This window comes from Halomonas piscis (genome assembly GCF_031886125.1).
Taxonomy (GTDB): domain Bacteria; phylum Pseudomonadota; class Gammaproteobacteria; order Pseudomonadales; family Halomonadaceae; genus Vreelandella; species Vreelandella piscis.
In genome coordinates, this window is the sequence record NZ_CP119391.1 from 1,061,078 (window position 1) to 1,074,165 (window position 13,088).

At 54.1% G+C, this 13,088-nt stretch carries 9 protein-coding genes; all 9 read left to right on the top strand.

From position 1 onward, the window contains the following. The first annotated feature begins 97 nt into the window (after nucleotides 1-97). The 9 genes from P1P91_RS05035 (at nucleotide 98) to P1P91_RS05075 (ending at nucleotide 12,792) form a co-directional block, all read left to right on the top strand. Nucleotides 98-1,042 (top strand): LysR family transcriptional regulator, encoded by a 945-nt coding sequence (locus P1P91_RS05035; RefSeq protein WP_311884963.1) that lies wholly within the window; start codon nucleotides 98-100, stop codon nucleotides 1,040-1,042. 300 nt (nucleotides 1,043-1,342) lie between these two features. Beyond that, nucleotides 1,343-2,830 carry an aldehyde dehydrogenase gene (locus P1P91_RS05040; RefSeq protein WP_311884964.1) on the top strand — a complete coding sequence of 496 codons (1,488 nt, stop codon included), beginning with the start codon at nucleotides 1,343-1,345 and terminating at the stop codon, nucleotides 2,828-2,830. A 94-nt stretch (nucleotides 2,831-2,924) separates the two neighbouring features. Next, on the top strand, nucleotides 2,925-4,349 hold the full coding sequence (locus tag P1P91_RS05045; protein ID WP_311884966.1) for an APC family permease: 1,425 nt from the start codon (nucleotides 2,925-2,927) through the stop codon (nucleotides 4,347-4,349). Between the two features lie 37 nt (nucleotides 4,350-4,386). Further along, complete coding sequence (locus P1P91_RS05050; protein ID WP_311884968.1) at nucleotides 4,387-5,487, top strand: class II histone deacetylase; 1,101 nt, start codon at nucleotides 4,387-4,389, stop codon at nucleotides 5,485-5,487. A 71-nt stretch (nucleotides 5,488-5,558) separates the two neighbouring features. Continuing rightward, nucleotides 5,559-7,034, top strand: a complete 1,476-nt coding sequence (locus P1P91_RS05055) for a peptide MFS transporter (RefSeq protein ID WP_311884969.1) — start codon at nucleotides 5,559-5,561, stop codon at nucleotides 7,032-7,034. 74 nt (nucleotides 7,035-7,108) lie between these two features. Further along, complete coding sequence (locus P1P91_RS05060; RefSeq protein ID WP_311884970.1) at nucleotides 7,109-9,178, top strand: oxidoreductase; 2,070 nt, start codon at nucleotides 7,109-7,111, stop codon at nucleotides 9,176-9,178. A gap of 179 nt (nucleotides 9,179-9,357) precedes the next feature. Continuing rightward, nucleotides 9,358-10,110, top strand: a complete 753-nt coding sequence (locus P1P91_RS05065; RefSeq protein ID WP_311881901.1) for an electron transfer flavoprotein subunit beta/FixA family protein — start codon at nucleotides 9,358-9,360, stop codon at nucleotides 10,108-10,110. Next, nucleotides 10,107-11,033, top strand: coding sequence for an electron transfer flavoprotein subunit alpha/FixB family protein (locus tag P1P91_RS05070; RefSeq protein ID WP_311884971.1), 927 nt, complete (start codon nucleotides 10,107-10,109; stop codon nucleotides 11,031-11,033). Before P1P91_RS05065 ends, P1P91_RS05070 begins: the two co-directional genes overlap by 4 nt. An 85-nt stretch (nucleotides 11,034-11,118) precedes the next feature. After that, nucleotides 11,119-12,792 carry an electron transfer flavoprotein-ubiquinone oxidoreductase gene (locus tag P1P91_RS05075; RefSeq protein ID WP_311884972.1) on the top strand — a complete coding sequence of 558 codons (1,674 nt, stop codon included), beginning with the start codon at nucleotides 11,119-11,121 and terminating at the stop codon, nucleotides 12,790-12,792. The last annotated feature ends 296 nt before the right edge of the window (nucleotides 12,793-13,088 follow it).

Consider the following 13,088-nt stretch of genomic DNA (forward strand, 5'->3'; position numbering starts at 1 on the left):
ACAAGACGAAAATAGGGGCGCATGATAAGCTCATACCGCTCATCCTGCGCCTAGCGTGGGGCCCCACCATCCGTCCTGTAACGGTGATAATGACCCGATGCGCCAACTTACCCTTAAGCAGCTGCGCTATTTTACGGTAGCCGGAGAGCTATCCAGCGTGACTCAGGCGGCTAAAAAATTACATGTTTCCCAGCCGTCTATTTCGGCAGCGATCCAGCATATAGAAGAAGTTACGGGCCTGCAGCTGTTTGTCCGCCATCATGCCCAGGGTCTTTCCTTGACCCCTACCGGAAAGCTGCTGTTGGATAGGGCTCGCCAGTTCCTGCGTGATGCTGAGGGACTGGAGAAGTTCGCCATCTCCATGGGCGAAAATGTAGGCGGTGAACTTCGGCTGGTCTCTTTTCCTACCTTTGCGCCCGTTTTTCTGCCCCGGCTTCTGCGTTTTTACGCCGACCGCCATCCGACAGTGAGTCTTTACTGCGACGAGATGAACCAGGTAGATATCGTCCGCGGTCTGAATCAAGGAGACTATGAGCTGGCATTCACTTATGACCTTGATATTCCCGGAACTATTGATTTTACCCCACTGTATCGCCTTCCCCCTTATGCCGTCGTTTCCGTTGACCATCCTCTTGGCAATCGCGACAGCATTACCTTAAAAGAGCTGGTGACGCACCCCATGGTGCTGCTGGACTGGCCGTTGAGCCGCGAGTACTTTCTGTCGATTTTTACACATTACGGATTAACACCCAGCGTGGCACACCGTGCCAAGTCGATGGATATGCTGCGCGGACTCGTGGCTAACGGCTTCGGGTTTTCGCTGTTCAATACGCCGCTTGATGCCCTTGAGCACTTCGGTGGTGATCACTTGAAGGCGCTCGCCCTGGAAGATGAAGCGCTCCCATTGACTCTGGGTATTGCCTGCCTGAGCGAGCTACGCTTGCCCCCTAATGCAGAAGCGATGCTTCGTCTGGTTGAAGATGCCGAAGCCCAGACGGCGGTATTTGAGCGCTTTGAGGCGCTGCGCATCAGAAAGGTGTGACGCTTAGGCCTGTGATACTTCCTCTATATCCGCCCCGTCTGCCTTGCCGTCTGAAGCTTTGGATTGGTACCAAACGGTGCTTCATCTACCTGCCCGGCTGGAAAATATAGGTGGCACCGGCCTAAGGCCTGGTATGAGAGCGTTCTCGCCATGGCTTTTGGATAGGATAAGCTGTTCCAGAGGTTAATATAATAATATTTTAGTTAACTACCGCCGTAGGGATATGGTGATTTTCACGGTCGTTCTCTTTGCCGACACGGCCTTTTTATAACAACACTCTGGCCCATGGAGTAGCACTCAATGGCGGTACCTGATCCTCATTACTGGCACGATTTCCGATCCCGCTTGGTGATTCCCAGCGAGGCTTTTATTGATGGCCAAAACACCCCGGCCAGCGATGGCCAAACGCTGACGAATCATAACCCGGCTACCGGTGATGTTCTGGCAGATGTTGCGGCCTGCAGTAGCGAAGATGTGGATCGTGCTGTAGCCGCTGCCCGCAAGAGTTTTGATGCTGGTGAATGGTCCCTGGCCGCCCCGGCAGAGCGCAAGGCAGTACTACAGCGCCTGGCTGCCCTGATGATGGAGCATCAGGAAGAACTGGCGCTGCTCGAGACGCTGGATACAGGCAAGCCGATTCGCGATGCGTTTGAACTTGATATTCCCGGTGCATCGGGTTGTTTTGGTTGGTACGCCGAGGCTATTGACAAGCTCTACGGCGAAGTAGCGCCTACCGATGGTAGCAATCTGGCCACGATTACCCGAGAGCCGGTAGGCGTTGTGGCAGCTGTCATCCCCTGGAACTTTCCCCTCGATATTACCGCCTGGAAGATGGCGCCGGCACTGGCCGCAGGGAATAGCGTCATCCTGAAACCAGCCGAGCAGTCGCCGCTGACAGCGCTGCGCCTGGCTCAGCTGGCCAAGGAGGCTGGCATTCCTGACGGTGTTTTCAACGTGCTGCCCGGTCATGGCCACATTACCGGGCAAGCGCTTGGCCTACACAGCAACGTTGACTGCCTGGCCTTTACCGGCTCCACAGCTACCGGCAAGCGCTTTTTGGAATATTCTGCCCAGTCGAACATGAAGCAGGTTTGGCTGGAGTGCGGTGGCAAGAGCCCCAACCTGATCTTTGCCGATAGTGACCTGGATGAAGCCGCGAAAGTTGCGGTGCAGGGCATTTATTTCAATCAGGGCGAAGTGTGCTCGGCTAATTCGAGGATTCTTATCCAGCGAGAGGTCAAGGATGCGTTTGTCGAACGCTTTGTCGCTGCAGCTTCCCAGCTGAAGGTAGGCGATCCGCTGGATCCCTCTACCGATATAGGCTCGCTGATTGATGACAATCACGCAGGTAAGGTACGCGGCTATATCTCGCTGGGTCTGGAGGAAGGGGCGCGGCTGGCATTGGGCGAAGCGCCGGATGGCAAGGAAAAAGGCGCCTTTGTGACGCCGACCCTGTTTGAGGGCGTGACCGCAGAAATGACGATTGCCCGGGAGGAGATATTTGGTCCGGTGGCGGCGCTGATTGAGTTTGCCGATGAGGATGAAGCAGTAGCGATCGCCAACGACTCTATCTATGGTCTGGCTGCCTCAGTCTGGACCGAGAATCTGTCTCGGGCTCATCGAATTTCTCGCCGCCTGCAGGCCGGTACTGTATCGGTCAATACCGTAGACGCTATCGACTTCATCACGCCGTTTGGCGGCTATAAACAGTCGGGCTTTGGTCGTGATCTTTCTTTGCACGCGCTGGACAAGTTCACTCAGCTCAAGACTACCTGGGTTCGCCTATGATGCGGGCGCAATAAGACCCTGATGACACGCTCGTCTGACTCCCCTGCAGGCGAGCGGTTAACCCCCCCCCCCGACAACAATAATGAGGGTTATTATGAGTCAACAACAGACAGCTGCAGTGAAAGCGACTGCGGCAGCGAACGGTGGTGACGCTACGCAAGCTCGCGGCGCGTTAGGTATCAAATCCCTGATTGCCGTTGCCGTTGGCCTGGTTGTGTCCCAAGGCGCAATGGTGATCATGCTCCAGGGTGTGGGCATTGTCGGCGCTGCCTTCATTGTGCCACTAGCCATTGCCTGGGTGCTGGCACTATGTTACGCCGCTTCATTCTCTGAGCTGGCACTGCTGGTACCTCGAGCCGGAAGCTTGAGTGCCTATACCGAGGTGGCGCTGGGGCATTTCCCGGCTATTCTCTCAGTCTTTTCCGGCTATGTAGTAGTGGCGATGTTTGCGCTTTCGGCCGAACTATTGCTGGTCAATTACTTTCTTGGCGTGCTTTATCCGGCCGTGGAGAGTACCAATTACGTCGCCTTCGGTATTCTCGCCGTGTTTACTGTGCTCAATCTGATGGGCATTGATGTATTTGCCAAGCTGCAATATGTCCTGGCGTTTGCCATGGTGGTAGCGTTGCTGCTGCTTGGCGTAAGCGCGCTAAGCGGTGGCTTTGCACCCCATACCTATAGCGTTTCCAAGCTGGCGGAAGGCTTTAACCTCGGCGATGGTGCTCTCACGCTGATTGCGCTGGCGATCTGGGGCTATGTCGGTGCCGAGTTCGTTTGTCCGATGGTCGGTGATGCACGTAATCCCGCGCGCAATATTCCACGCTCCATGTACATTGGCTTAACTACCATTTTTGTAGTTTTTGCCATCTATTGCCTGGGAGCGCTCTTCTATGTGCCGCGTGACATCCTGACTTCTGCCGAGCTGCCGCACCTGGAATACGCCAGTGCAACCTTTGGCGGATCAGGCACCTTTCTGCTAGCGGTGGCAGCAGTAACTGCGACTTGCAGTACCGTCAATACTTCCTTGGCAGCGGTGCCACGCATGCTGCAGGGGATGGCGGATCAGGGTCAGGCCTTTCCCATGCTTGGTTGGCTGACCCGCACCAGTCGGGTGCCGTGGGTAGCCGTATTGTTTATTGCCGGTGTCACCGGGTTGCCGCTGCTGGTATGGGGTAATGATGCAAGCACCGTGGGCCTGCTGCTGACATCAGCCGCTATCTCCTGGCTTTTGGCCTACATTATCGCGCACATGAACGTGATTGCACTGCGCATCCGCTACCCGAATGTCAAGCGTCCGTATCGCGCACCTTTCTATCCCTTGCCACAGCTCCTGGGCATTGTCGGCATGGTTTACGCCATCGTCTATGCCTCACCGGCTCCGGAACTGACGGTAAAGATCTTCACCAACGCCGGTGTAGTGCTGGGCATCGTCAGTTTGATTGCCGTGGTCTGGATCAAGCTGGTGATGAAAAAGCCGCTATTTAAACCTGAACCCCTGGATGAAATTGCCAGGCTCTAACAATAATCTTTACAGGTAAGCAAAGAGAGAAGAGTCCATGAATACAGGTATCGTCTTACAAGAAGACTACTTTTGGTATGACAGTCTGGGTCAGCCGTTTCCGCCTTTTAAGGCAGAGCCGGGAGCTAACTACGACAGCCCAGAGGTCAAGAAGCGGTTTTATAATCTGCTGAGACAATGCAAAATTGTTGACTCACTGGAAAATTTATTCCCTAGCGAAATAAACGACGAAGATATTTTGCGTGTTCATTCCGCAAGGTATCTTGAAATGCTGAAACAGGAAAATGAAAAGAAAAGTGCCTATGCAGGTCCTGGCGCTGTTTTTGCCGGCGGGGATTTTTCCATAGCTCGACTATCTTCAGGTGGAACGGTTGAAGCGGTTAAAAACGTATTGGAAAATCGAGTTAGCAACGCATTTGCACTAGTGCGTCCCCCAGGGCATCATGCAGAAACCGATCGTGGAGCTGGTTTTTGCGTTTTGAATAATGTTGCTATTGCTGCTAGATATGCGCAGGCCGTTAGCGGTATTGATAAAGTAGCTATTATTGACTGGGATGTTCATCATGGAAACGGTGCCCAGGAAATTTTCTGGGAGGATGCGAGCGTACTGACTATTTCGCTCCATCAGGATTATTATTTCTTAGAGGAGAATGTTGGTACTTCAGAGTATAGCGGTGAAGGTAAAGGGAGCGGATATAATATTAATGTGCCGTTGCCACCCGGTTCGGGAAACGGCGTGTACTCTGCCGCAATAGAACAGGTAGTTGAGCCGGCTGTCAGGAATTTTGAGCCAGATTTGATTATTGTCGCTTCGGGGCTTGATGCAGGCTGCTATGACCCGCTAGGGAGAATGGCGCTGACGCCGTCGGGCTTTAAATCTATGACAGAAAAAGTCAGGCAGCTTGCCGAGGAAGTTTGCAATGGAAGGCTTGTTTTATCTCAAGAAGGTGGATATGACGCAGCTTCAACTCCTTATATGGGGCTTGCCGTAGTCGAAGGGTTATCCGGTATGGATATGCAGATAAGTACGCCTTTTGAGCTATTTGGCACTACAATGAGATATACGAATGACGTGTTTGAGCATCACCAGGCGGTGCTGAATGAGGCTGCGAAGAAAGCCAAGAAAATAAAAGCATAGCTATTGATAGAAAAGATGCATGAGGCAGACTCCAAGTTACCTTCGAATAATGCTAAATAAGGAAGTATGCCATGGGTGTAGAATCAGGTGAATGTTTAAAAAAGGAATCGCCTGAAGGAGTATTTGGCGCAGCACGCGGGCATCCTAAAGGACTCCTTACTCTTGCAAGCGTTGAGCTATGGGAAAGGTTGAGTTTCTATGGCTTACAGGTAATTCTTGCTTATTATCTTTATTATGCGGTAAACGATGGTGGCTTAGGCCTTCCTCAGGAACAAGCCTTGGCCATCACCGGAGCTTATGGGGGTTGCGTATACCTTATGCAGCCCGTTGGAGCCTGGCTTGCCGACCGGGTTTTCCCCGTTCGCCTAGTGGTGCTCGTTAGTGGCTGTTTGATCATGGCTGGACATATAACTATCGCATTAGCACCCGGACTTCAAGGTTTGCTTATGGGGCTAGGGCTGATTGCCTTGGGTACTGGCGGGCTTTTTCCTAATGTAATTGCAATGGTAGGCAAGCTATATAAAGATAAGCCAGTTAGGCGTGACAGTGGCTTTTCACTTTTTTACACAGGAATAATGTTTGGAGCGCTGGCTGGGCCTTTTATAACAGGCTATTTGCATAGCCATTTTGGATTCCACTATGCCTTTACCGCTGCTGCTGTAGGGATGGCTATCGGTCTCATTATCTATGTCGCTAGATGGAGCACGTTACCTGAGGATGCAAAGAGAGTACCAAGGCCACTTGGTCGTAAAGATAAGATAAAGGCCCTGGCGCCAGTTTTCACTATAGCAGCTGCGGCTTTTTTTGCAGGAATAGGAGGCTGGATCACGTTAGATAATGTGGATCTTGTCGTTCTTTTAGCTATTGGTTTGGTGACATTTGCCTATTTTTCGGTCATGATAGCATCAAGCTCAGTAGATAAATCAGAGCGCCGAAAGATTTATTCTTTCATACCTGTTTATATTGCTGCCATTATATTCTGGACAATGGTTCTTCAGTTATTTACAACATTTGCTGTATATGCTGATACACGAGTTGATTTGAGAATTGGATTTTGGGAAATACCACCGGCCTATATCAGCGTTTTCCAAGTGATTGCTGGAATCATTGCAGGACCATTTATCGCCGCTGCCTGGCAGAAAATGGGGGAGCGTCAGCCAAGCACAGCTAGCAAAATGGCAATTGGCTTGGTGGTGATGGCGGCTGCATACGCCACTTTCGCATTGCTGCCGCTTTTGCACGAAGGCTATATTGGTCTCGTCCCGGTTATTATGGGCATGGTGATTTTTGGTATAGCAGAGGTCACCTTTGCACCTTTAATTTTCTCAGCATCGTCGCAGTTAGCGCCTCGTGCCTTTTATTCTCAGATGGTTTCATTGTCAGGGCTGGTTATTGGCGCAGGAGCTAGCCTTTCGGGGTTTGTGGGAAAGTTATATAATGCTTCTTACGAATCAGTATTCTTTAGTGTCATTGCAGCATGCGTGTTAGGAGCTGCTCTGATGCTTTTTCTACTGAGATCATGGCTGCAGCGATGTGGCTTGGGATAATGGTAAAGTTGCCCTGACCAATATGATGATGGGTAGCTACTGATATTAAGATCGTAAAATGAGAGGACTAAGCAATGCGCGACTCACGCTATGACATACTCTTTGAGCCGACCAAAATTGGCCCTTTGACTGCCAAGAACCGGTTCTATCAAGTTCCGCACTGTAACGGCGGCGGTTATCGTGACCCATCGGCAGCGGCTGAAATGCGCAAGATAAAGTCCGAAGGTGGTTGGGGTGTTATTTTCACAGAGCAGTGCGAGATGCACCATACATCAGAGATAACGCCGTTTATCGAGCTAAGGCTATGGGATGACAACGACATTCCGCAGCTGAGGAAGATGTCTGACCGGATGAAGGAGCACGGGGCCCTGGCGGGTATCCAGCTGGCCTATTCCGGTATCAACGGGCCGAACCTCTATACGAAAGAGGTTCCCATGGCGCCATCAGCGCTGCCGATTCGTACTTTTACCAACGATCCGGTTCAGGCGAGGGCTTTGAGTAAGCGCGATATCCGCGATCTGCGCCGCTGGTTTGTTAACGCTGCCAAGCGTTCAAAAGAGGCAGGGTTCGACCTCATTAACCTTTACGGTGCCCATGGCTTCGGTATTTTCCAGCATTTTCTGAGCAGAGCTACCAACCAGCGTACGGATGAATACGGTGGCAGCCTGGAAAATCGGGCACGGTTTTCTCAGGAAGTCATCGCCGATATCCGTGACGCGGTGGGTGACACCATGGCAATTGCCCTGCGCGTAAGCCTTGACGAAACGATCGGAGAATTGGGTTTTTCCAACGCCGAGCTGCGGGACTATGTCGAAATGAACAAGGACCTGCCGGATCTCTGGGATTTGGCACAGGGTACTTGGGAAGATTGTTCAGGGCCGTCGCGCTTCAAGGCGGAAGGTGCCCAGCAGGAGCTGGTGCGCGGCATTCATGAGCTGACTGACAAGCCTATTGTTGGCGTGGGCCGTTTTACCAGTCCCGACGTTATGGCCAAACAGGTGCGCTCAGGTGTGCTTGATTTCATTGGCTGCGCACGCCCGTCAATTGCTGATCCATTCATGCCGAAGAAGATCGAAGAAGGGCGAATTGAGGATATTCGCGAATGTATCGGCTGCAATATCTGCATTACCGGCGACATGACCATGTCGATTAGCCGCTGCACCCAGAATCCCACTTTCATGGAGGAGTGGCGTAAAGGATGGCACCCCGAAAAGATGAATCCCAAAGGCGATAGTGACAACGTGCTGGTGGTTGGTTCTGGGCCGGCTGGCCTGGAGGCAGCTTGGGCACTGTGCCGCCGTGGCTACCAGGTGGCCGTAGCCGAGTCCCGTACGGAAATCGGTGGTCGCGTGACGCGGGAGTCTAAACTTCCCGGACTCAGTGAATGGGGGCGGGTAGTCGACTATCGCCAGTATCAGCTTTCACAGCGTTCTGATGTTGATATCTTCCTGGATAGCAAGCTGAGCGCGGACGATATCATGGAATTTGGCTTCGAGAACGTAGCTATAGCTACCGGTGCTACCTGGCGCCGCGACGGTGTAGCGCGTCAGCATGTAGTACCTCTGCCCATGTCTTCAGATGCCAGGATATATACGCCGGACGACCTAATGGATGGAAATATACCTGAAGGTAAGGTGATTGTTTTTGACGATGACCACTACTATATGGGCGGCGTAATGGCGGAGCTGCTGGCGAAAAACGGCGCCGATGTCACGTTGATTACGCCGGCGGCCTATGTGTCCGACTGGACACGCAACACGCTGGAACAGGTCGCGATTCATCCCCGTCTGGTAGAAGCCGGTGTAGATATCGTGCTTAACCGAGGCATTACGGAAATTGCAGCCGACCACGTTGTCAGCAACTGTGTTTATACTCAGTATACTCAGAAATTTGACGCTGACTCTGTGGTGATGGTCGCCGGCCTCAAGGAAAACAATGAACTGTACGAAGCCTTGTTGGAGCGTGAAGACGAGTGGGAAGACGCGGGCATCAAGTCGGTAAAGCTTATCGGTGACGCCAATGCGCCGGGGCCGATTGCCTGGGCAACCTATGCCGGGCATCGCTATGCTCGCGAGTTGGACAGCGAGGATATCGGTGACGAGCTCCCCTTCCGCCGTGAAATCACCGCAGTCGCTGTGGACTAGGAAGCTTAAATATAAGCTAGCGTTTATTTTAAAGGCCCGCCAGGTTAGGGCGGGCATATCTGAAGTGGAAAGTATACTAACAGCGCTATTGCACGTTGGGAGAAATATCAACTTTTGCTTCTATTCAACCGTCTCTACTTATACGTACTTTATCACTGGTTCTGATTGGGAATGCATCTATGAAAGTACTCGTCGCTGTCAAACGCGTCATTGATTACAACGTCAAGATCCGCGTCAAGCCGGATAACTCCGACGTTGACCTAACCAACGTCAAGATGGCCATGAATCCCTTCTGCGAGATCGCCGTGGAAGAGGCGGTACGCCTGAAAGAGAAGGGGGTGGCTACCGAGGTGGTCGCCGTTACTGTTGGGCCTAAAGCGGCTCAGGAACAGCTGCGAACGTCATTGGCACTGGGTGCGGATCGGGGTATCCATGTACAAACCGATGAGCGCGTTGAATCATTGGGCGCTGCCAAGGCGCTGGCCAAGCTGGTTGAGGAAGAGCAGCCGGAGCTGATCATTCTTGGGAAGCAGGCCATCGATACCGATAACAACCAGACGGGGCAGATGTTGGCGGCGCTGACCGGACGCCCTCAGGGCACCTTTGCGTCCGAGATTACCGTGGAAGACGGCAAGCTGCAGGTGACCCGCGAAATCGACGGCGGCCTGCAGACGCTTGAGCTGGTTTTGCCCGCGGTGGTGACCGCCGATCTGCGTTTGAATGAGCCGCGCTATGCCAAGCTGCCGGATGTCATGAAAGCCAAGAAGAAACCGCTGGACGTCAAAACCCCGGAAGAGCTGGGCCTCGACGTGGCCAGCAAGTTGGCTCTGATCAAGGTTGAACCACCGGCCGAACGTGAAGGTGGCATAAAGGTGGGCTCAGTTGATGAGCTTGTGGACAAACTCCAGAACGAAGCCAAGGTGATTTCATGAGTATTCTGGTTTTGGCAGAGCATCAGGACGGTGAGCTGGACAGTGTGACTGCCCATGTCGTTGCTGCCGCCCAGGCGATCGGCGGCAATATTGATCTGCTGGTAGCCGGCGACAACGTTGACGCCGTGGCGGAGGCGGCCGCCAAACTCGACGGTGTGACCAAGGTGCGCGTGGCCGATAGTAACGTTTTTGCCCACCAGCTGGCCGAGCCGCTAAGCGAACTGCTGGCCATGCTGGCCGATGACTATAGCCACGTATTGGCGGCGGCTTCGACGAATGGCAAAAATGCGCTGCCTCGGGTTGCCGCTTTGAAAGACGTAGCGCAGATATCTGATATCATTGCCGTGGAATCCGCCGATACCTTCAGGCGACCGATCTATGCAGGTAACGCCATCGCCACCGTGCAGAGCAGCGATGCCCTAAAGGTTATCACGGTGCGTGCTACCGGCTTTGACCCGGTGGCCGCAGGTGGCAACGCAAGTATCGAGGCAGTCGAACAGAGCATCGAGAATCGCATATCGGCTTTCGTCAAGGAGTCCTTGGCTGAGAGCGATCGTCCCGAGTTGGGTGCCGCGCGAGCGGTCGTTTCCGGCGGTCGCGGTATGGGAAGTGCCGACAACTTCAAGCTGCTTAACGGCATCGCCGACAAGCTAGGTGCCGCGATTGGCGCTTCCCGAGCCGCGGTGGACTCCGGCTTTGTGCCCAACGACATGCAGGTAGGGCAAACCGGCAAGATCGTTGCCCCCGATCTGTATGTCGCGGTGGGGATTTCCGGCGCCATTCAGCATCTGGCGGGGATGAAAGACGCGAAAGTGATTGTGGCAATCAACAACGATGAGGACGCGCCGATTTTCCAGGTAGCGGATTATGGCCTGGTGGCAGATCTGTTTGAGGCCGTACCGGAGCTTGAGCAAAAACTATAATCGCCCCTCGCCTTGTCACTTTTCTGATTGCCGGCAGTGAATCATGGTGATCATCACTGCCGGCCATTTTCCTAGTGGGTGTCCTATGACTGAGGAAACCGAACGCGACTGCATGGAGTTCGATGTGGTCATCGTTGGCGCCGGCGCATCAGGACTGGCGGCGGCCTGTCGATTAATGCAGCAGGCCAACAGCGCAGAGCGCGAGCTGAGCGTTTGCGTGGTGGAAAAAGGCTCCGAGGTAGGGGCGCATATCCTCTCCGGTGCGGTGTTCGAAGCGCGCGCGCTGGATGAACTGTTTCCCGACTGGCAAGAGCGCGGCGCGCCGCTGACGACGCCCGCTACGCGCGATGAGCTCTATCTGCTGAAAGACGCCGAAAAGGCGCAGAAGCTGCCCCATGCCCTGGTGCCCAGGGCCATGCACAATACCGGCGGCGAGCAGTCGCGCTACGTCACCAGCGCCGGCAATCTGTGCCGCTGGCTCGGCGAGCAGGCCGAAGCGCTGGGCGTCGATATCTTTCCCGGCTTTGCCGCCCAGGACATCCTTCAGGATGAGCAAGGTGCCGTACGCGGCATCGTCACCGGCGATATGGGCGTCGACGCCGACGGCAAGCCCAAGGATGGCTATATGCCGGGCATGGAGCTGCGCGCCAGGTACACGCTGTTTGCCGAAGGCTCCCACGGCCACCTGGGCAAGCGCCTGATCGAGTACTTCAACCTGAATGAAGGGCGTGACCCACAGCATTACGGCATTGGTCTCAAGGAGCTGTGGGACATTCCGGCAGACAGGCACGAACCCGGCCTGATACTGCACGGCTCGGGCTGGCCGCTGGACAAGCACGCCCACGGCGGCTGGTTTCTTTACCACGGCGAGGATAATCAGGTCATGGTTGGGCTGATCATGGACTTGTCCTATCAGAACCCCTGGCTATCGCCCTTTGACGAGTTCCAGCGAATGAAGCACCACCCGGTGTTGGCCAGGCACCTGGAAGGCGGCAAGCGCGTTGCCTACGGCGCTCGCTCCATCACCAAGGGCGGTTTCAACTGCCTGCCCAAGATGACGTTCCCCGGCGGTTTGCTGATCGGCTGCGATGCCGGCACCCTGAACTTTGCCAAGATCAAGGGCCTGCACACGGCGATGAAATCCGGCATGGTCGCCGCGGAAGCCGTATTCGACGCCATCGCCAACGACAGCGAAGGCGGAGAGGAGCTGACCGCTTTCACCGAGAAGTGGGAGCAGAGCTGGGCCTACGCCGAGCTCAAGGAAAGCGCAAGCTTCGGCCCGGCCCTTCACAAATACGGCACCGTGGTGGGTGGCGCCTACAATTTTATCGACCAGTTGCTGGGCGGCGGCAAGCTGCCCAACATCCACGACACCACGCCGGACTACGCCGCTCTCAAGCCGGCGGCCGAGTTCGAAAAAATCGACTATCCCAAGCCTGATGGCAAGCTGTCTTTCGACAAGCTCTCTTCGGTTTATTTGTCCAATACCAACCACGAAGAGAATCAGCCCTGCCATCTCAAGCTTTCCGATCCGGCTGTGCCGATTCGCGATAACCTGCCGGAATACGCCGAACCGGCGACCCGCTACTGTCCTGCCGGCGTCTATGAAGTGGTCGAAGACGACGACGGCCAGCCGCAGTTTCGGATCAATTTCCAGAACTGCGTGCATTGCAAGACCTGCGACATCAAGGACCCGGCGCAAAACATCACCTGGGTGGCACCGGAAGGCGGGGGCGGGCCGAACTATCCCAACATGTGAATAGCAACGCCATGGTTGCCACTGAGCTTAGCTTAATGGATGACCCTGAGCGTAGCATCTTATCTGCATGTCGGCTGCTGTTCACTTTTTCTCCTGAACGCGTCAAAGGCAGGTTCGTTGAGAAGTACCTGCCTTTGGGCTGCTGGGCAGCAGCAAAGAAGAAACTCCCGATGCTTGAAGAGGTGGATAGGATATACTGACTCACAGATTAGAATAATAATATTTTTCCTAATTGCTCTTCCAAGGCTATGGTGGTTCCCTGCCGTGGCGCATATCGGCACGGCGTTACAATAACA

Coding starts and splice junctions, on each gene's coding strand:
- P1P91_RS05050 (WP_311884968.1), top strand. CDS start 4,387: ATGAATACAGGTATCGTCTTACAAGAAGACTACTTTTGGTATGACAGT.
- P1P91_RS05055 (WP_311884969.1), top strand. CDS start 5,559: ATGGGTGTAGAATCAGGTGAATGTTTAAAAAAGGAATCGCCTGAAGGA.
- P1P91_RS05065 (WP_311881901.1), top strand. CDS start 9,358: ATGAAAGTACTCGTCGCTGTCAAACGCGTCATTGATTACAACGTCAAG.
- P1P91_RS05060 (WP_311884970.1), top strand. CDS start 7,109: ATGCGCGACTCACGCTATGACATACTCTTTGAGCCGACCAAAATTGGC.
- P1P91_RS05040 (WP_311884964.1), top strand. CDS start 1,343: ATGGCGGTACCTGATCCTCATTACTGGCACGATTTCCGATCCCGCTTG.
- P1P91_RS05075 (WP_311884972.1), top strand. CDS start 11,119: ATGACTGAGGAAACCGAACGCGACTGCATGGAGTTCGATGTGGTCATC.
- P1P91_RS05070 (WP_311884971.1), top strand. CDS start 10,107: ATGAGTATTCTGGTTTTGGCAGAGCATCAGGACGGTGAGCTGGACAGT.
- P1P91_RS05045 (WP_311884966.1), top strand. CDS start 2,925: ATGAGTCAACAACAGACAGCTGCAGTGAAAGCGACTGCGGCAGCGAAC.
- P1P91_RS05035 (WP_311884963.1), top strand. CDS start 98: ATGCGCCAACTTACCCTTAAGCAGCTGCGCTATTTTACGGTAGCCGGA.